Source organism: Paracoccus sp. N5, assembly GCF_000371965.1.
Taxonomy (GTDB): domain Bacteria; phylum Pseudomonadota; class Alphaproteobacteria; order Rhodobacterales; family Rhodobacteraceae; genus Paracoccus.
The window spans coordinates 198,669-215,519 of the sequence record NZ_AQUO01000001.1 but is presented as its reverse complement, the minus strand read 5'-3'; the positions used below and the strand labels follow the sequence as shown (position 1 = coordinate 215,519).

The following is a 16,851-nucleotide window of genomic DNA, read 5'->3' as shown; positions in this document are numbered from 1 at the left end:
GCGCGTCCTGCCCGGCGGATTTCGCGGACATTATGCGCAGGGGCCTGCGCTGTCCACCTTGGCCGATCAATGCTTGAAATATCGTGAAGGCCCAACTCTTTTTTACCGGGCATTGCGCGCATATCTGCCGGGGATGACCCGCTCCTCCCAGCTTGTGCGCGAGATCTCGGCCTGCCGGCTTTGCGCGCCGCGCTTCGCCGCGACCGCGACCCGCCACGCGCCCCGGCCGGTGGTCTGGTTCCGGCCCGGCGCGCGCATCCTGATCGTGGGCCAGGCGCCGGGCCTGCGCGTGCATGAGGCGGGGCGGCCCTTTGCCGACCGCTCGGGCGACCGGCTGCGCGAGTGGATGGCGGTCTCGTCCGAGGAATTCTATGACCGGCGCCGCGTCGCCATCGTGCCGATGGCCTTCTGCTTCCCGGGCTATGACGCCAAGGGCTCGGATCTGCCGCCGCCGCCGCTTTGCGCGCTGACCTGGCGCGACAAGGTGATGGCGCGGTTGCGGCCCCGGCTGACGCTGCTGGTCGGCGGCCATGCGCAGCGCTGGCACCTGGGCGCGAAGGCCGGCGTCACTTCCACGGTGGCGGGCTGGCGCGATCATGCGCCGCGCATCTTTCCCTTGCCTCATCCGTCCTGGCGCAATACCGCCTGGCTGCGGCGCAATCCCTGGTTTCAGGCCGAGCTTCTGCCCGAGCTGCGCGCCGCCGTCGCCGATTTGCTGAGAGAGCCCGATGACCCCGCTGGATGAGCTTTGCCAGATCCCCTTTCACGAGGCCGAGGCCCCGGCCCGCGCCCTGATCCTGTCGCGCCTGGCCGATAGCGAGCTTTTCGCCGCGCTGGTGGCGGAGCCCGTCGCGGACGCGGCCGAGCTGCGCATGTTCGACCTGCCCGAGGGTCGCTTCGCGCTGGCCTGCGACCGCGAGGAGCGGCTGGCCGGCTTCATCGGCGGGCCGGTCGCCTATGTCGGCCTGCCGGGCCGGGTGCTGGCGCAGGCGCTGGCATCCGAGGGGCAGGGGCTGCTGGTCAACCCCGGCCATGCCTCGCAGCTGATGCTGGATGCGCCGATGCTGGCCTGGCTGGTCGAGGCGCTCGAGGCGCGGCCCAGCATGGCGCCCGACGAGGCCGCGCGCCGGCTTGGCGCGCCGCTGCCCGCGGTGGCGGCAACGCTGGCCGCGCCGCTGGCGCAGCGGCTGGCGGACATGCGCGGGGTGGTGGAACGCCTGGCGCTGGTGCTGGCGGAATGGCCGGACGGGCGCCTCAGCCATCTGCTGATGCCTCAAGGCGTCGCGGCCGAACATCAGCCCGCCGTCGCCAAGGCGCTGGCCGAACTGCTGGCCTTTCTGCCCGAACTGCCGGGGGGCGTCGACATCGGCTTCGCGGCCGGCGCGCCGCCCGCAGGCGCGCTGGTCCTCTCGCCGCCGCCGCCGGAACCCGCGCCCGAGCCGGTGCGCCGCGATCCCAAGGCGCCGCCGCGGCTGCGCTAGGCGCAAACGAAAACCCGCCCCAAGGGGCGGGTCTTTGCGTGATCATCGGATTGTGATCTCTCGCGAGTCAGGCGCCCCAATGGCGGACCGGGCCGCAGTCCATATGGACGAAGTTCGAGCGCGAATATTTGCCGACGCCCCCCGCCTGGCAGGCGGAAGCGGCCTTGTACATCTGCGAGACCGAGCGCGATTTCAGGCGCAGGTCGGCAGCCTTGCCCACCATGTGCAGCGAGTTGCGCGCCACGCCCGAGGACCGCGAACGCAGCATGGCGTTGGTCTTGGGCGAGCGATAGCCCGACAGCATCATGTAGGGTTCGTTGGTTTGCAGCAGCCGGTGCGAGGCTGCGGCGATGTCGACGGTGCGCGGGTCGATCCCGATCACCTGGCCCGTGCGCCAGTCGCGCATGAACACGTTGATTTCATTCAGGGCGTCACGGATATATTTGCCATCGACCCAATAGACGGTATCGATGCTTTCCCCCGTGCGCCCGGAATACATGCGGATGCGGCGGATGTCGCCGGCGCCCCGCAGCAGCCCGAAGGCATTGGCCATAACCGGCGCGGCTGCCACTGTCGTCGCTGCGAAGGCACCAAGAATGCCCCGCCGCGAGATGGTTTCAAACGTCATGTCAGATCGCCTGTCCTGCTTCGTTTGTGTCGCCGCCCATGGTGGAGCGACCCGTCCCGGTTTAGCCGGAACTGATTAAGAATATGTCACCGCCGCGCGAGCGGAGGGAAGCATTTGATTCCGGGCGCGGCGAAGTTCCGCCATTCTCGGCGGGTTTCCGCCGATCGTCTAACCGATTCGGAACCCGGCAGCAGAATTTTGCGGGGGCGTGCTCGGGCCGCATCACTGATGCAAGAAAAATCTGCCGGCGCTGGACCGCAAATCGCGCCGATGCGAAGATTTCCGCCACCGGAAAAGGAAATGCAAAAGGTGTCTACCGCAAGATTGATTCGCGCCATGGTTGTTGTCGGGCTGCTGGCCGTCGTGCCGCGCCCGATGCTGGCGCAGGCGCTGGAAGCGGCGCCGGTAGCCGCCCTTCCGGCCCCGCGGCTGGCGTTTTCCGAACAGGAAATGCAGCTGGCGCGGCAGGTTGCGCGCTTTCCGGCGCTGGCGGATTTCTATGGCACCAACGGGTTGAAGCCGATCTTCCTGGGGCAGGGGGGCGCCGCCCGGCGCGCGGCGCTGATCGACGCGGTGGGGCAGGCGGAATCGCATGGCCTGCCTGCCGCGCGCTATCGTCAGGCGGCCTTGCGTCGGCTGGACGGCGCCGATCCGGATTCCATCGACGAGGAACTGGAATTCGCCCGGGTCTTCGCCGACTGGAGCCACGACATCACCGGCGGCATCCTGGATCCGCGCAAGGTCGAATCCGGCATCCGGCGCGAGGTGGCGCGGCCGCGCACGGGCGACCTGCTGCGGGCCTTTGCCGGCTCGACCGACCCGGTCTCGGTGCTGGCCGGACTGCCTTCGCAGGATGCCCGCTATCAGGCGCTGCGCGAGGCGCTGGCGAAACAGGCGCGTTTCGTCGTGCCGCAGGGCATGCCGGCGGTGCCCGAGGGGCTGTGGCGCGAAGGCACCAGCGATCCGGCCGTCGCCGCGCTGCGGCTGCGGCTGGCCGCCATCGGCTTTGCCGCTGCGCCGACCGCGAGCCCGGTGACCTTCGATGCGCCCCTGGCCGAGGCGGTCGCCGGTTTCCAGCAGGCGGTGGGGCTGCCGGCCGACGGCGTTGCCGGGCCGCGCACCGTGGCGCGGCTGAACCGCGGCACCGGCCCCGAGGCCGACGCCATCCTGGTGGCGCTGGAGCGCATGCGCTGGATGAACGGCCACGACCTGAACGCCCGCCATGTCTGGGTCAACCTGCCCGAGTTCAACGCCCGCATCTTTGACGGCGGCCAGGAAATCTTCGAGACCCGCACCGTCATCGGCAAGGCCAACCAGGAATTCGAGACGCCCGAGTTCAGCGAGACGATGAAATACCTGGTGGTCAATCCGCGCTGGAACGTGCCGCGCTCGATCACCGTCAAGGAATACCTGCCGCGGCTGCAGGCCAATCGCAACGCGGTCAGCCACCTCGACGTGGTCGACGGCGCCGGCAACGTGATCGCGCGCGACCGCATCGACTTCCGCAAGTATTCGGCCAGGACCTTCCCCTATCGCATGCGCCAGAAGCCCAGCGACGACAATGCCTTGGGGCAGGTCAAGTTCATGTTCCCGAACCCCTGGAACATCTATCTGCACGACACCCCGACCAAGCACCTGTTCAACCAGTCGAGCCGGGCCTATTCGCATGGCTGCATCCGCATCGGCCGGCCGGTCGACCTGGCGCATGAACTCTTGCGGCCGCAGGTCGCGGACCCCGACGCGGTGTTTTCCAAGGCGCTGGCCTCGGGGCGAGAGACCTATCTGAACCTGCGCCCGCCGGTGCCGGTGCATCTGGTCTATTTCACCGCCTTCCCGGACGAGGCCGGGCAGATCCGGCGTTTCCCCGACATCTACGGTCGCGACGCGCTGGTCCATGCAGCACTGGTCAAGGCCGGGCTGGATTCTGCCGCGGCGGGTGAATAGATACTGCCCCAACGACAGGGGAGCCCGCATGACCGTCACCATCGCCGACCTGGCCCGAGCCCTCGACGCCCGCCTGTGGGGCGACGGCAGCCTGACCGTCACCGGTGCCGCCGAGGCGGGGCAGGCGGGTCCCGGCCAGATCGCCCTGGCGACCACGCCCGCCTATGCCGAGAAATTGGCGCCGGGCGGCATGGCGCTGCTCGCCGACGGCAGCGACCCCGAGGCCCTGGGGCTGAAGGCCGCGATCCTGGTCGCCCGGCCGCGCCTGGCCATGGCGGGGCTGACGCGCGCCTTCGATCCCGGCCCGGGCATCGCCCCGGGCATCCATCCGACCGCCGTGATCGACCCCGGCGCCGAGATCACCGAGGGCGCCGCCATCGGCCCCTTCGTGGTGATCGGCGCGCGCGTGCGCATCGGGGCAGGGGCGCGGATCGCCGCCCATGTCTCGATCGGGCCGGATACGGTGATCGGGCGCGATGCGTTGCTCCATCCGGGCGTGCGCATCGCCCATGGCGTGACCATCGGCGACCGGGTGATCCTGAACCCCGGCGTTTCGATCGGCGGCGACGGCTTCTCCTTCGTCACGCCCGAGAAATCCGGCGTCGAGGAAATCCGCCATACCCTGGGCGAGCGCGCCGAGATCCGCCAGCAGCACTGGACCCGCATCCATTCGCTGGGCGGCGTCGAGATCGGCGACGATGTCGAGGTCGGCGCCAATTCGACCATCGACCGCGGCACCATCCGCGCCACCCGCATCGGCCGGGGCACCAAGATCGACAACCTCGTGCAGATCGGCCACAATTGCGTCGTGGGCGAGGACAGCCTGCTTTGCGGGCTGGTCGGCGTCGCCGGCTCGGCCCGGATCGGCAACCGGGTGGTGCTGGGCGGGCAGGTCGGCGTCTCGGACAATATCTTCGTCGGCGACGACGTGATCGCCGGCGGCGCCACCAAGATCTTCACCAACGCGCCCGCCGGCCGGGTGCTGCTGGGCAGCCCGGCGGTCAAGATGGAAACCCATGTCGAGGCGCAGAAGAACATCCGCCGCCTGCCGCGGCTTTACGCGCAGGTGGCAGAGCTTCGTGAAACTGTTAAGAACTTGTTGGACAAGCGCCCCGGCGCCGACAAGGCCTGAATGGAGACCGATATGACAGAAGTCCGCGACCGCATCATCCGCATCGTCGCCGAACAGGCGATGCTGGACCCATCGGAGCTGAAGCTCGACATGACGCCGCAGGACATCGGCATCGACAGCCTGGGCCTGGTCGAGTCGATCTTCGCCATCGAGGAAGCCTTCGACATTTCGGTGCCCTTCAACGCCAACGAGCCGGAAAAGTCCGAGTTCGACATCTCCAGCCTGGGCGCCATCGTCTCGGCGGTGGAAAAGCTGGTCGCTGAAAAGGCATGAGCGCCAAGAAGCTGAAGGGCGAGAAGCCGCCAAAGGCCGAACGCAAGACCGCCAAGGTCAAGGGCAAGGTGAAAAGCGCGACCAAGGCCGCGCGCACCATGCTGGGCCGCGTCATCATGGGGCGTCACGCCAACGGGATGCGCCGGGTGGCGATCACCGGCATGGGCACGGTCAACGCGCTGGGGCGCGACGTGCCCGCGACCTTCGAGGCCATGCGCGAGGGGCGCTGCGGCATCGGCCCGCTGGAATTCCGCGATGTCGAGCGGCTGGCGATCCGCATCGGCGGCCAGGTCCGCGACTGGGAGGCGGAGACCTATTTCAACCGCCAGCAGATCGTCCTCTATGACAAGTTCACCCAGTTCACGCTGCTGGCCGCACGCGAGGCGGTCGAGCAGTCGGGCCTGATCTTCGAGGGCGAGCTGGGCTTGCGCTCGGGCGTGGTGCTGGGCACCGCCGCCGGCGGCATGAACACCTGGGACGAAAACTACCGCACCGTCTATGAAGAGGGCAAGAACCGCGTCCATCCCTTCGTCGTGCCCAAGCTGATGAACAACGCGGCCTGTTCGCATGTCTCGCTGGAATACGGGCTGCTGGGCCCCAGCTTCACCGTGGCGACGGCCTGCGCCAGTTCCAACCACGCCATGGGCATGGCCTTCAACATGGTGCGTTCGGGCGCGGCGACCGTGATGCTGACCGGCGGTTCCGAGGCGATGCTGTGCTTTGGCGGCGTCAAGGCCTGGGAGGGGTTACGGGTCATGTCCAAGGACGCCTGCCGCCCGTTCTCGGCCACCCGCAACGGCATGGTGCAGGGCGAGGGGGCAGGGGTCTTCGTCTTCGAGGACTGGGAGCACGCGGTGGCGCGCGGCGCCGACATCCTGGCCGAAGTGGTGGGCTTTTCCATGTCGGCGGACGCGCAGGACATCGTCATGCCCTCGGCCATCGGCGCCGAGCGCACCATCACCAATGCCATGCTGGACGCGCATATGCGCCCCGAGGAAGTGGGCTATATCAACGCCCATGGCACCGGCACGGCGGCCAATGACAAGACCGAATGCGCCGCCGTGGCCCATGCCTTCGGCCATCACGCCGACCGGCTGATGATCTCATCCACCAAGTCGATGCATGGCCACCTGATCGGCGGCACTGGCGCGGTCGAATTGCTGGCCTGCATCATGGCTTTGCGCGACGGCGTGATCGCGCCGACCATCGGCTATGAGGAGCCGGACCCGGAATGCGCGCTGGACGTGGTGCCGAACACCGCGCGCGAGGCACGGGTCGAGGCGGTACTCTCGAACGCATTCGCCTTTGGCGGCCTGAATGCGGTGATCGCGCTGCGCAAGGCGTGAGGAAAGAGGAGCGCCGGTGCATTGAAATTACTGATCTTACTCCAGGATCAGTCGCGGCGATGGACAACAACTGGTTGTGGAAAGGACAAAGGGGCCGAATAGCCATTATTTCGGTTGCTCGACAGCTTCTTACGATCAGGTGGATATTATGATAACCAAGATTATGTAATATCGTTCTGCTATTTTCTTCTCGGGATCCGGAGCTTGGTTCCTTGCTTGCTGGGCTTCGCGAGTCAATCGGCATCATGCCGCGATCCGTCACCAGCCAGATTGCCGCGGCCCCCCAAGAATCCGCCGCGCCAGCGCGGTCGCTGCCTTGGCCAGCCGTGAAGAAGCGGATCGGATGGCTTTGACACGGCGCCCGCCGTGTAGTTTGGGGCTCATCGGCCATCCAGATGGCCCGAAAGCCCATCATGCATTAAGACTGAAGCCGAACCACCCCATGGGTCAGGACAGCAATCGCCCGCAATGAAATCCTGCGCATATCGAAGCGCGTCGGCCGAACCCTCTGGCGAACGATGGAGCGGGTATGACCGCAGAATCCGTACGAACCCAAGATACTGCGGGAAACTGCTCGGAAGGACTGCGCGCACAGGACTTCGGCCGTCAGGCCACGGGCAAAAACACCGGGCTCGGACCCCGACGCCAATCCCGGCTTTGCACCTGGCGACCGCGTGGTGCTAAACATTCGCCAGCCACCCAGGAAGGAGATCTCATGGCAGTCCGTCCTCCCGTCTGTGAATTCGGCGCCGCCATGCCGGATTTCACGCTGCCGGACCCCGATGGCCGCATGGTCGCGCTCGACGACATCGCCGGGCCGCGCGGCACGCTGGTCATGTTCATCTGCAACCATTGCCCCTATGTGCAGGCCGTCATCGATCGCATCCAGCGCGACGCCGCCGATCTGCAGAAGCTGGGCATCGGCGTCGTCGCCATCTCGGCCAATGACGTTGCCGAATACCCGCAGGACGCGCCCGAGCACATGAAGGCCGAGGCGCTGAAACACGGCTTCAGCTTTCCCTATCTCTACGACGAGACCCAGGCGGTCGCGCGCGCCTATGGCGCCGAATGCACGCCGGATTTCTTCGGCTACAACGCCAAGGGCGAATTGCAGTATCGCGGCCGGCTCGACGCCTCGGGGCGCAGCCCGGGCGACCCGGACGCCCGGCGCGAGCTCTACGAGGCTATGGCGCAGATCGCCGAAACCGGGCAAGGTCCGCGGGACCAGATCGCCTCGATCGGCTGCTCGATCAAATGGAAGGCTTGAATGACCGTCTGTTTCGCCCCCTGTCCCGTGGTTTTCGACCTTGACGGCACGCTGATCGACAGCGCCCCCGACATTCATGCCTGCGTGAACGCGGTGCTGCGCCTGCATGGCGTGCGGCCGCTGACGCTGGACCAGGTCCGCGGCTTCATCGGCGGCGGCGTGGATCTGCTGTGGCGCCGCGTCATCGGCGCGACCACCTTGCCGGTCGAGGCGCATCGCGATCTGGTCGCCTCGTTCATGACCCGCTATCACGAGGCGACCGGCCTGACCCGGCTTTACCCCAACGTTCTGGAAACGCTTGGCATTCTTGCGGATCGCGGCTATCCGCTGGGGCTATGCACCAACAAGCCGCTGGCGCCGACGCAAGCGGTGCTGGAGCATTTCGGCATCGCTCGGCTGTTCGGCGCGGTGATCGGCGGCGATTCCCTGCCGCAACGCAAGCCCGACCCGGCGCCGCTGCGCGCGGCCTTCCAGGCGCTTGGCGCCAATCCCGATGCGCCGCGCGGGGTCTATGTCGGCGACAGCGAATTCGACGAGGAATGCGCCCGCAACGCCGGCATGCCCTTCCTGCTGTTTACCCGCGGCTATCGCAAGACCCCGGTCGAGCAGTTGCAGCATCGCGCCAGCTTCGAGGATTTCGCCCAATTGCCGCTGCTGGTCGAGGAAGTCTCGGCGCTGAGCTGAGACGATCCATCGCCGCGCTTGACAGCGGCGCGAAACGGGACGATCCGTCGCCACACGCCGCCCCGACCGAAGCCCCAGGAGATCCCGCATGGACCTGCGCCAACTGACCCCCGACCTTGCCGTCTCGGCCCAGATCCTGCCCGAGGATGTGCCCGCCCTGGCCGAGGCCGGCTTTCGCGTGCTGATCAACAATCGCCCGGACGAAGAGGTCGGCCCTGACATGGACCATGCCGCGATGAGCGCCGCGGCCGGCGCAGCGGGCCTCGCCTATGTCTTCAACCCCTTCACCCCGGGCCAGATCACGCCCGAGATGATCTCGACCCAGGCCGAGGCGCTGGCGCTCAACGGACCGAAGCTGGCCTATTGCCGTTCGGGCAACCGCTCGACCGTGCTCTGGGCACTGGCGCGCGCCGGCCAGGAGCCGGTCGCGGACCTGCTGCAGACGGCGGCACGGGCGGGTTACGACCTCTCGGGCGTGCGGCCGCTGATCGAATCGCTGGCCGCCTCCGAAGGCTGAACGCCGGGAACTCCACGCCGCACCCGGGTGTTGGCTTGGCGCAGGACCGGACCGCAGGACTTCCCGAGGCGGCCGTCGGAGCAAAGGAAAACTGCCATGAACTCGATCATCTATCTCGTCGGCCTCGTCGTCGTGGTGCTGTTCATCCTGGGCATGCTGGGCCTGCGCTGAGCGCCGTTGCGATTGGCGCTGGCCTTTCGCGCCCCTCTGCGTTACCGGGGGCGCAATTTCTGAAAAAGGCGCCCCATGGACATCCGCAATATCGCGATCATCGCTCACGTTGACCACGGCAAGACCACGCTGGTCGACCAGTTGCTGAAGCAATCGGGCAGCTTCCGCGAAAACCAGGCCGTGGCCGAGCGCGCGATGGACAGCAACGACATCGAGCGCGAGCGCGGCATCACCATCCTGGCCAAGGCCACCTCGGTCGAGTGGAAAGGCACCCGCATCAATATCGTCGACACCCCCGGCCACGCCGATTTCGGTGGCGAGGTCGAGCGCATCCTGTCGATGGTCGATGGCGTCTGCCTGCTGGTCGATGCCGCCGAAGGCCCGATGCCGCAGACCAAATTCGTCACCTCCAAGGCGCTGGCGCTTGGCCTGCGCCCCATCGTGGTGCTGAACAAGGTCGACAAGCCCGCCGCCGAGCCCGACAAGGCCCTGGACGAGGTGTTCGACCTGTTCGCGAACCTTGGCGCCACTGACGAACAGCTGGACTTTCCGCATCTCTATGCCTCGGGCATCGGCGGCTGGGCCGACGAGACGCTCGAGGGGCCGCGCAAGGATATGTCGGCGCTTTTCGACATGGTGCTGCGCCATGTCGAGCCGCCGAAACAGGTCGCGCGCCAGGACGAGCCGTTCCAGATGCTGGCGACCACGCTGGGCGCCGACCCGTTCATCGGCCGCATCCTGACCGGCCGCGTCGAGGCCGGCCGCGCCAAGCCGGGCGACACCATCAAGGCGCTGTCGCGCGACGGCGAGCGCATCGAGCAGTTCCGCATCTCGAAGGTGCTGGCCTTCCGCGGCCTGACCCAGGCCCCCATCGACGAGGCCGTCGCGGGCGACATCGTCACCATCGCCGGCATGTCCAAGGCGACCGTGGCCGATACGCTCTGCGCGCCCGAGGTGGAAACCGCCCTGCCCGCCCAGCCCATCGACCCGCCGACCATCAGCGTCACCTTCGGCATCAACGACAGCCCGCTGGCCGGCCGCGACGGCAACAAGGTGCAGTCCCGCGTCATCCGCGAGCGGCTGATGAAAGAGGCCGAGACCAATGTCGCGATCAAGGTCGAGGACACGCCCGGCGGCGACGCCTTCGTGGTCTCGGGCCGCGGCGAATTGCAGATGGGCGTGCTGATCGAGAACATGCGCCGCGAAGGCTTCGAACTGTCGATCTCGCGCCCGCGCGTGATCTTCCAGGAGATCGACGGCGTCCGCCACGAGCCGATCGAGGAAGCCATCATCGATGTCGATGACGAATACACCGGCGCGGTGATCGACAAGCTGACCGGCGCCCGCAAGGGCGACCTGGTCGAGATGAAGCCCGCCGGCCACGGCAAGACCCGCATCGTCGCGCATGTCCCCTCGCGCGGGCTGATCGGCTATCAGGGCGAGTTCATGACCGACACCCGCGGCAATGGCGTCTTGAACCGCATCTTCCACAGCTGGGCGCCCTACAAGGGCCCGATTCAGGGCCGGCGCCAGGGCGTGCTGATCTCGATGGAGGACGGGGTTTCCGTGGCCTATGCGCTGTGGAACCTGGAAGAGCGCGGCAAGATGTTCATCGGCGCGCAGGAGCAGGTCTATCAGGGCATGATCATCGGCGAGCATTCGCGCGACAACGACCTGGAGGTGAACCCGCTGAAGGGCAAGAAGCTGACCAACGTGCGCGCCTCGGGCACGGACGAGGCGGTGCGGCTGACGCCCCCGGTCCGCATGTCGCTGGAAGAGGCCATCGCCTATATCGACGACGACGAGCTGGTCGAGGTCACGCCGAAAAGCATCCGCCTGCGCAAGCGCCATCTCGATCCGCACGAGCGCAAGCGGCAGGCCCGCGCCGACGGCTGAATTCCTTGCGCTTCCCACGCATTGCAGGCTTCCGCAGCGGCGGAAGTCTGCTAAGCTGGCCCGAGGATCCGGCAGGAGCGGCTGATGGAAAGCCGAGGGAACGTCTATCAGAATCTGATCTTCGCGGCTCAGGATTATCTGGACCGCACCGGCGCCCTGCCGGTTGATCTTGCGGAATTCGCCCGGATCACCGAAACACCCGAGGAAGAGATCCGGGCCTTGTTCAGTTCGACCGAGGAACTGCACGAGGGGCTGATCTATCACGCCGTGACGCTGCTGAACGACGCCCTGCGCGAAGGCGCGGTCGCCTCGGCGACCAGCGATCCCTTTGTCCAGCTTCACGCCATCGCCGACAGCTACCTGGGCTGGGCCGAGAAAAATCCGGCCCTGTTCCGGTTGCTGGTGACGGGGTTGAACGGGCCGATCAAGCCCGACAGCACGCTGCATCGCTATACCCGCTCGATGCGCGACCTCTATCACCGCAAGCTGGTCGAGGCGCGGCGCCTGGGCCTTCTGGCCGAGGACACCGACATCGAGGTGGTGACGATGATGCTGCATTGCATCGTCAAGGGCGGCAACATGATCTTCCTGACCCGGGCCACCGACCCCTGGTTTGCCGATGACACGCGTTCGACGGTGGATCTGGCGAAAAGCATCTTCTCGCAGTTCATGGACAACATGATCCGCGCCAATGCCCCGCGCGACCGCAAGGTGAAAGAGAACGCCTGACCGCCCTGCCCCGGCGGCCGCGGATTCAGATCTGCCGCTCGGGCAGGTTCACCACCAGCCCGTCCAGCTCCGGCGTCACCTTGATCTGGCAGGTCAGCCGCGAGCGCTCGGGATCGGGCTGCCAGGCAAAGTCCAGCATGTCCTCTTCCATCGGATCCTTGGGCGGCAGGCGGTCGACCCATTCCGCCGCGACATAGACATGGCAGGTCGAACAGGCGCAGGCGCCGCCGCAATCCGCGTCGATGCCGGGCACGCCATTGTCGCGGGCGCCCTCCATGACGGTCATGCCGGGTTTCACGTCGATTTCGTGGGCGGTGCCGTTGTGCTCGATATAGGTGATCTTCGCCATGGGTGCCTTCCTTCGCTTCCCTCGCAGATAGGCGATTGCGCGGCGCCTGAAAAGCCCCGCACAGCCCGAAGCGCGACGATGAGAAACCTGCTGGTCGGGCTGACCAAGGTTCACGGGGCTGGGCCGGGCGGCGCAGTCGCCTGGCAGGGCAAGGTGCCTACGCAGATCGAAGCGATCGCAACTGCTCTTGCTGGCCATGCGCCCGAACCCGAACGGGCGGGCCTGGAGTCCAGCCTCGTTGCGGTCTGGCCTTGGCACGGCATGTGCAACGTGAAGTGCCGCTGGATTGCATCCATGCACGTCGGGCAGCAGCGGCACTCAAGCTCCAGGCCCACAAGGTCCGGCGCAACCGGTGCGATCCGGTTGGTCTGAACCCGTTCCCACGAAGTCAATGGCCACCCATCGGGGCGCGCGCCTCGTGGCCCGGCAAGAGATCGTCGGAATGCGTATGGCGCTTATAATGGGGCATGGTCCGCTGGCGAGGGATCTGGAGGGCCAGCCACGACACTGGCGTTCCCGCGAAATCAGCGCCGTGCCGTCGACCGGCAACTCGTCGGAATTGCCTGGAATGGGGTTCCAGCGAAGGAGGTTTCGAAGCGACGCGGCGTCGCGCTCCCTCTATGCCTGGAAGCGCAAGTTCGCGAAGCTGGCGGCGGGTGATCGGAGAAGGATGCCCGAGATCCGGCGACTGAACTGGCACGTGCTGTCGAGAAATGTGACATCCTGACAAGGGCAAGCCATGTGCGCCATTGCTTCGAGCACAATGGCGAGCGCGTATTCGCTCCGGGATGCGATGTGTCGTTGCCTGCGCATCTGGCCGAGCGGGTTCTATGCCTGGCTGCAAGCACCGTTGAGAAAGCGAGCACGGGAAGACAGGTGCCAGAACGAGTTGCTGCAAAAGGCCTGGGTCGAGAGCGCCAAGGTCTACGGTTATCGCAAGCTGCATGAGCGAGGCCAGAAGGGCCAGGCATCCAGGCCTGAATGATTTCAAGGATTTGGCGACCCCGGGACGACTCGAACGCCCAACCTAGTGATTAGAAGTCACTTGCTCTATCCAGTTGAGCTACGGGGCCGTGATTCCTCTGATAGCGGTTCGGAAAACGGTTCGCAACCTGCGGCCGCCTTCCTTACCGATTGTGTTCGCGACCATATTTGGTGCAGAGCCGGGACCTGGAAGTCGCCTGCTCGATCCGGCTGAGCGACGCGGCCGTGTCGCCTTGCGCGGCGACAAACCGCGCCGCACGCGGCAGTCATGGCAAGGGCAGCGGCTGAAGCAACCGCTCAATCGGTGCCGGACAGGTTCAGCGTCATGAAGACGCTGTTCGGATCCGGGGCGTAGTCGCCGAAGGGCCCGCATTCGACGAAACCCGCCCGGGCGTAAAGCCCCCGCGCCGCGACGAAGGTGGGCTGCACGCCGGTCTCCAGGCTCAGCCGGGCCAGCCCCTCCGCGCGGGCATGGTCGATCAGCGCCGCCAGCATGCGGCGGGAATGGCCGCGACCGCGCGCCTCGGACAGGACATGCATCGACTTGATCTCACCCTCGCCCGGCGCGATGCGCTTGACCGCGCCCATGGCCAGCGGGCGACCAGCCTCGCGCAGGACGAAAAAGCCGATCTCGGGCCGCTCCAGCGCGGCGCGCGGCAGCATGTGGATCGACTCGGGCGGCGTGTCGGCATTCATGTCCTCGGTGTGGCGCTGGAACAGCAACTCCAGATCCGGCGCCAGCGGGCTTTCGCGCCCGATCACCATATCCCCGTCAATCGCCGCCATGAACGCCCTCCGAAGCCTTGCCGCATCAGGCTTAGCAGCGCCGGAGCGAATTGCGAAGCCCCCGGACAGCCCCTGCCCTTCGTCGCCGGCGGGACCCGGGCCCCGTGCCGGAACGCCGCAGGGGAAACGGTGCAACTTGCGGGAATGTCAGTGGACTTGGCCGGAAGGGCCGCCTAGGCTGGATGCCATGGACGCCGCGATCAGGGAAAAGACTTCGACCTGCCCGGAACTGCCGAAGCCTCGCAGCTTCTGGCAGCGCATTGCCGATCGCCTGGCGGCGATCGTCGGCGCGCGCCGGCCCGCAACCCCGCCCGAGAAATCGGTGGCCTTCACCATCGCGGTCATTGCGCTGGGGGCCAAGCTCGCCAAGGCCGACGGCGCCGTCGCCCGCTCCGAGGTTGCGGCCTTTCGCCGCGTCTTCATCATCCCGCGCGCCGAGGAAAAGAACGCCGCCCGGGTCTTCGACCTGGCGCGGCAGGACGTCGCGGGCTTCGACGCCTGGGCGCGGCGCATCGCCGCCATGTTCCCGCCGGGCGATCCGGTCCTGGCCGACGTGGTCGAGGGGCTGTTCATCATCGCCGTCGCCGACACCGACCTGCACGAGGCCGAGATCCTGTTCATCGACGAGGTGGCGCGCATCTTCGGCCTGCCGCCCGAGCAGGTGGCCACGATCCGCGCCCGCCACGACCGCCGCCAGGGCTGCCCCTCCTGCGAGGTGCTGGGTGTGGCGCCCGACACGCCGCTGCCCGAGGCGCGGCGGCGCTGGCGCGACCTGGTGCGCGAGAATCACCCCGACCGCGCCATCGCCCGCGGCCTGCCGCCCGAGGCGATCCGCCTGGCCGAGGCCCGCACCCGCGCCATAAACGAGGCCTGGGACACCTTCCGCACCATGCACGCGCCGCGCCCGGCCTGAGGCGGGGAACCGGCGGCCATCGGTGCGGGTTTTGCCTGCAAACAGCCCCGGGGACCGGACCATGCGCGCTTTTTCCCACCTGATCCTTGTCGCGGCGCTCGTCGCGGCCCCGGCGCTTGCGCAGGTCTATGAGCCGCCCAAGGCCGACGAGCCCGCGCCCGAGGAATCGCTGGAAAGCGGCATCGAGAATTTCCTGAACAACCTTCTGGGCCAGGCGCAGCCGCATCTGGACCGGCTGGGCCGCGATCTGGGCGATACGCTGGGCTCGGTCGCACCGGTGCTGCAGGACATCGGCGAGCTGATGGACGACGTGCGGAACTATCAGGCGCCCGAGCGGCTGGAGAATGGCGATATCCTGATCCGCCGCCGCGCCGATGCGCCGCCGCCGCCCCCGGTCGGCGACGCGCTGCGCGAGATGCTGCGCCCGGCGCCCGAGGACGACCCGCGCCTGAACCCGCCGATGGCGGACCCGGATGCGCCGCGTCCCCTGCCCGACCCGGACCCGGAAAGCGAGATTGCGCTCTAGGGCTGGCGCTTGCGGCGAACGTAAAGCTCCAGCCGGTGGCGGACGATCTCATAGCCCATCTCGGCGGCGATCTCGGCCTGCAACCGCTCGATGCGCTCGTTCAGGAACTCGATGACCTCGCCGGTCTCGACGTCGATCATGTGGTCGTGGTGCTGGCCGTCGGCGGTCTCGAACCGCGCCGGCTCGCCTTCGAACTCCAGCTTCTGGATCACGCCCTGCGCCTCCAGCGCCGAAAGCGTGCGATAGACCGTCGCCAGCGATACGCCGGCGCCCGCCTCGGTCGCGCGGCGGTGCAGCTGGGTCGCGTCGGGATGATCGGCGGCATCGGCCAGCACGCGCAGAAGCGCCGCCCGCTGGCGGGTGATGCGCACGCCGGCGCGGCGCAGCGCCTCTTCGAAGGCCAAGGCTCGGGCTTCCGTCTCCATGTCCTTTCATCACCCGAAGCCGCGCCGACTGCAACCGGCTTGATCGGCCTCAGACCGTCCGGCCGCCGTCCACGTCGAGGATGACCCCGGTGATGAAATCCGCCTCGTTCGAAGCCAGATACAGCGCGGCATTGGCGATGTCGCGCGGCTGCGACAGCCGGCCCAGCGGAATGGTCGCCAGGAAACGCGCGCGGTTCTCGGGCGTATCCGGGCAGCCCATGAAGCGCTCCAACATCCCGGTCTCGCCCATGACCGGAGCGATGGCGTTCACGCGGATGCCATCCGGCGCCAGTTCCACCGCCAGGCTGCGGGTCAGCGTGTTCACCGCGCCTTTCGAGGAGTTGTACCAGGTCAGCCCGGGGCGCGGCCGGCTGCCCGCCGTCGAGCCGACATTGATCATCACGCCCGCGCGCTGTTCGCGCCACCAGGGCAGGACGGCGTGGCACATATGAAAGATCGACAGCACGTTCACGTCATAGATGCGCCGGAACGCAGCCTCGTCGGTCGCCAGCAAAGGGCCGTTCGGCACCGTCCAGCCGGCGTTGTTCACCACGATGTCGAGCCCGCCGAAGGCCGCGCGCGTCTTGTCGACGGCATCCGCGACCTGCGCCCCCTGGGTCACGTCGCAGGCCAGCGCCAGGCCGCCGGTTTCCCCGGCGACGGCCTCGGCCGCCTCGGCATTGATATCCAGCACCGCGACCCAGGCGCCCTCGCGCGCGAAGGCCTGCGCGATGCCGCGCCCGAAGCCGGACCCTGCCCCCGTGACCAATGCCGTCTTGCCTTGCAGCCGCATGTCTCCC

Annotated in this window: 20 protein-coding genes, 1 tRNA gene and 2 pseudogenes; 17 read left to right on the top strand and 6 right to left on the bottom strand. The window is 67.6% G+C overall.

The features are described 5' to 3' along the window. The first annotated feature begins 133 nt into the window (after positions 1-133). Positions 134-745, top strand: a complete 612-nt coding sequence (locus tag PARN5_RS0101050; RefSeq protein WP_036744646.1) for a uracil-DNA glycosylase family protein — start codon at positions 134-136, stop codon at positions 743-745. Continuing rightward, the gene (locus PARN5_RS0101045) at positions 729-1,481 is read left to right on the top strand and encodes an SseB family protein (protein ID WP_017997948.1); all 753 of its coding nucleotides are present in this window, start codon (positions 729-731) and stop codon (positions 1,479-1,481) included. The genes PARN5_RS0101050 and PARN5_RS0101045 overlap by 17 nt, the downstream gene beginning before the upstream one ends. Positions 1,482-1,548: 67 nt before the next feature. On the opposite strand, the gene PARN5_RS0101040 is transcribed toward PARN5_RS0101045, so the two are convergent. Further along, positions 1,549-2,109, bottom strand: a complete 561-nt coding sequence (locus PARN5_RS0101040) for a DUF882 domain-containing protein (RefSeq protein WP_026155082.1) — start codon at positions 2,107-2,109, stop codon at positions 1,549-1,551. Positions 2,110-2,418: 309 nt separating this feature from the next. Here PARN5_RS0101040 and PARN5_RS0101035 point away from each other — a divergent pair, with 309 nt between their 5' ends. The 11 genes and pseudogenes from PARN5_RS0101035 (at position 2,419) to PARN5_RS0100990 (ending at position 12,068) form a co-directional block, all read left to right on the top strand. Next, positions 2,419-4,053, top strand: coding sequence for a L,D-transpeptidase family protein (locus tag PARN5_RS0101035; RefSeq protein ID WP_232419271.1), 1,635 nt, complete (start codon positions 2,419-2,421; stop codon positions 4,051-4,053). A gap of 28 nt (positions 4,054-4,081) precedes the next feature. Next, a complete protein-coding gene (locus tag PARN5_RS0101030; protein WP_017997945.1) occupies positions 4,082-5,185 on the top strand; it encodes a UDP-3-O-(3-hydroxymyristoyl)glucosamine N-acyltransferase in 1,104 nt (367 codons plus the stop codon). A 12-nt stretch (positions 5,186-5,197) separates the two neighbouring features. Then, the gene (locus PARN5_RS0101025) at positions 5,198-5,458 is read left to right on the top strand and encodes a phosphopantetheine-binding protein (protein ID WP_036744643.1); all 261 of its coding nucleotides are present in this window, start codon (positions 5,198-5,200) and stop codon (positions 5,456-5,458) included. Between the two features lie 137 nt (positions 5,459-5,595). Further along, positions 5,596-6,804, top strand: a complete 1,209-nt coding sequence (locus PARN5_RS0101020; protein ID WP_026155081.1) for a beta-ketoacyl-[acyl-carrier-protein] synthase family protein — start codon at positions 5,596-5,598, stop codon at positions 6,802-6,804. A 455-nt stretch (positions 6,805-7,259) separates the two neighbouring features. After that, positions 7,260-7,395: pseudogene (locus PARN5_RS23940) on the top strand (IS5/IS1182 family transposase); the annotation flags it as partial. A gap of 124 nt (positions 7,396-7,519) precedes the next feature. Continuing rightward, a complete protein-coding gene (locus tag PARN5_RS0101015) occupies positions 7,520-8,071 on the top strand; it encodes a thioredoxin family protein (protein ID WP_017997942.1) in 552 nt (183 codons plus the stop codon). After that, positions 8,072-8,755 carry a phosphoglycolate phosphatase gene (gene gph / locus PARN5_RS0101010; protein WP_017997941.1) on the top strand — a complete coding sequence of 228 codons (684 nt, stop codon included), beginning with the start codon at positions 8,072-8,074 and terminating at the stop codon, positions 8,753-8,755. An 88-nt stretch (positions 8,756-8,843) separates the two neighbouring features. Further along, the gene (locus tag PARN5_RS0101005; protein ID WP_017997940.1) at positions 8,844-9,272 is read left to right on the top strand and encodes a TIGR01244 family sulfur transferase; all 429 of its coding nucleotides are present in this window, start codon (positions 8,844-8,846) and stop codon (positions 9,270-9,272) included. Positions 9,273-9,302: 30 nt separating this feature from the next. Beyond that, positions 9,303-9,443 carry a hypothetical protein gene (locus PARN5_RS23935; protein ID WP_156429043.1) on the top strand — a complete coding sequence of 47 codons (141 nt, stop codon included), beginning with the start codon at positions 9,303-9,305 and terminating at the stop codon, positions 9,441-9,443. A 75-nt stretch (positions 9,444-9,518) separates the two neighbouring features. Beyond that, the gene (typA, locus tag PARN5_RS0100995; protein WP_017997938.1) at positions 9,519-11,339 is read left to right on the top strand and encodes a translational GTPase TypA; all 1,821 of its coding nucleotides are present in this window, start codon (positions 9,519-9,521) and stop codon (positions 11,337-11,339) included. Between the two features lie 84 nt (positions 11,340-11,423). After that, positions 11,424-12,068 carry a hypothetical protein gene (locus PARN5_RS0100990; protein WP_017997937.1) on the top strand — a complete coding sequence of 215 codons (645 nt, stop codon included), beginning with the start codon at positions 11,424-11,426 and terminating at the stop codon, positions 12,066-12,068. Positions 12,069-12,093: 25 nt separating this feature from the next. Here the strand turns inward: PARN5_RS0100990 and PARN5_RS0100985 are convergent, their stop codons facing one another. Beyond that, entirely contained in the window at positions 12,094-12,417 is a 324-nt protein-coding gene (locus tag PARN5_RS0100985) for a 2Fe-2S iron-sulfur cluster-binding protein (protein ID WP_017997936.1), read from the bottom strand. 78 nt (positions 12,418-12,495) lie between these two features. Between PARN5_RS0100985 and PARN5_RS0100980 the strand changes: the two genes are divergently transcribed. Beyond that, positions 12,496-12,789: a hypothetical protein gene (locus PARN5_RS0100980; RefSeq protein WP_026155080.1), complete on the top strand. Its 294-nt coding sequence runs from the start codon at positions 12,496-12,498 to the stop codon at positions 12,787-12,789. A gap of 198 nt (positions 12,790-12,987) precedes the next feature. Then, a pseudogene (locus PARN5_RS24690) lies at positions 12,988-13,363 on the top strand (IS3 family transposase); the annotation flags it as partial. A gap of 50 nt (positions 13,364-13,413) precedes the next feature. On the opposite strand, the gene PARN5_RS0100975 reads toward PARN5_RS24690, so the two are convergent. Further along, a tRNA-Arg gene (locus tag PARN5_RS0100975) sits at positions 13,414-13,490 on the bottom strand. Positions 13,491-13,698: 208 nt separating this feature from the next. Further along, positions 13,699-14,187 carry a GNAT family N-acetyltransferase gene (locus PARN5_RS0100970; RefSeq protein WP_017997935.1) on the bottom strand — a complete coding sequence of 163 codons (489 nt, stop codon included), beginning with the start codon at positions 14,185-14,187 and terminating at the stop codon, positions 13,699-13,701. Between the two features lie 187 nt (positions 14,188-14,374). Here PARN5_RS0100970 and PARN5_RS0100965 point away from each other — a divergent pair, with 187 nt between their 5' ends. Beyond that, positions 14,375-15,100 carry a molecular chaperone DjiA gene (locus tag PARN5_RS0100965; RefSeq protein ID WP_017997934.1) on the top strand — a complete coding sequence of 242 codons (726 nt, stop codon included), beginning with the start codon at positions 14,375-14,377 and terminating at the stop codon, positions 15,098-15,100. Between the two features lie 61 nt (positions 15,101-15,161). Beyond that, positions 15,162-15,626: a hypothetical protein gene (locus tag PARN5_RS0100960; RefSeq protein WP_017997933.1), complete on the top strand. Its 465-nt coding sequence runs from the start codon at positions 15,162-15,164 to the stop codon at positions 15,624-15,626. On the opposite strand, the gene PARN5_RS0100955 is transcribed toward PARN5_RS0100960, so the two are convergent. After that, on the bottom strand, positions 15,623-16,051 hold the full coding sequence (locus PARN5_RS0100955) for a Fur family transcriptional regulator (RefSeq protein ID WP_017997932.1): 429 nt from the start codon (positions 16,049-16,051) through the stop codon (positions 15,623-15,625). The two genes, PARN5_RS0100960 and PARN5_RS0100955, sit on opposite strands and share 4 nt — an antisense overlap. A gap of 49 nt (positions 16,052-16,100) precedes the next feature. Beyond that, a complete protein-coding gene (locus PARN5_RS0100950; protein ID WP_017997931.1) occupies positions 16,101-16,844 on the bottom strand; it encodes an SDR family oxidoreductase in 744 nt (247 codons plus the stop codon). Positions 16,845-16,851: the final 7 nt, after the last annotated feature.

What these genes read in the sequence shown, in the direction of transcription:
- PARN5_RS0101050 (WP_036744646.1), top strand. Translation starts at nt 134, where the DNA reads ATGACCCGCTCCTCCCAGCTTGTGCGCGAGATCTCGGCCTGCCGGCTT.
- PARN5_RS0101045 (WP_017997948.1), top strand. Translation starts at nt 729, where the DNA reads ATGACCCCGCTGGATGAGCTTTGCCAGATCCCCTTTCACGAGGCCGAG.
- PARN5_RS0101040 (WP_026155082.1), bottom strand. Translation starts at nt 2,109, where the DNA reads ATGACGTTTGAAACCATCTCGCGGCGGGGCATTCTTGGTGCCTTCGCA.
- PARN5_RS0101030 (WP_017997945.1), top strand. Translation starts at nt 4,082, where the DNA reads ATGACCGTCACCATCGCCGACCTGGCCCGAGCCCTCGACGCCCGCCTG.
- PARN5_RS0101025 (WP_036744643.1), top strand. Translation starts at nt 5,198, where the DNA reads ATGACAGAAGTCCGCGACCGCATCATCCGCATCGTCGCCGAACAGGCG.
- PARN5_RS0101020 (WP_026155081.1), top strand. Translation starts at nt 5,596, where the DNA reads ATGCGCCGGGTGGCGATCACCGGCATGGGCACGGTCAACGCGCTGGGG.
- PARN5_RS0101015 (WP_017997942.1), top strand. Translation starts at nt 7,520, where the DNA reads ATGGCAGTCCGTCCTCCCGTCTGTGAATTCGGCGCCGCCATGCCGGAT.
- gph (WP_017997941.1), top strand. Translation starts at nt 8,072, where the DNA reads ATGACCGTCTGTTTCGCCCCCTGTCCCGTGGTTTTCGACCTTGACGGC.
- PARN5_RS0101005 (WP_017997940.1), top strand. Translation starts at nt 8,844, where the DNA reads ATGGACCTGCGCCAACTGACCCCCGACCTTGCCGTCTCGGCCCAGATC.
- typA (WP_017997938.1), top strand. Translation starts at nt 9,519, where the DNA reads ATGGACATCCGCAATATCGCGATCATCGCTCACGTTGACCACGGCAAG.
- PARN5_RS0100990 (WP_017997937.1), top strand. Translation starts at nt 11,424, where the DNA reads ATGGAAAGCCGAGGGAACGTCTATCAGAATCTGATCTTCGCGGCTCAG.
- PARN5_RS0100985 (WP_017997936.1), bottom strand. Translation starts at nt 12,417, where the DNA reads ATGGCGAAGATCACCTATATCGAGCACAACGGCACCGCCCACGAAATC.
- PARN5_RS0100980 (WP_026155080.1), top strand. Translation starts at nt 12,496, where the DNA reads ATGAGAAACCTGCTGGTCGGGCTGACCAAGGTTCACGGGGCTGGGCCG.
- PARN5_RS0100970 (WP_017997935.1), bottom strand. Translation starts at nt 14,187, where the DNA reads ATGGCGGCGATTGACGGGGATATGGTGATCGGGCGCGAAAGCCCGCTG.
- PARN5_RS0100965 (WP_017997934.1), top strand. Translation starts at nt 14,375, where the DNA reads ATGGACGCCGCGATCAGGGAAAAGACTTCGACCTGCCCGGAACTGCCG.
- PARN5_RS0100960 (WP_017997933.1), top strand. Translation starts at nt 15,162, where the DNA reads ATGCGCGCTTTTTCCCACCTGATCCTTGTCGCGGCGCTCGTCGCGGCC.
- PARN5_RS0100955 (WP_017997932.1), bottom strand. Translation starts at nt 16,051, where the DNA reads ATGGAGACGGAAGCCCGAGCCTTGGCCTTCGAAGAGGCGCTGCGCCGC.
- PARN5_RS0100950 (WP_017997931.1), bottom strand. Translation starts at nt 16,844, where the DNA reads ATGCGGCTGCAAGGCAAGACGGCATTGGTCACGGGGGCAGGGTCCGGC.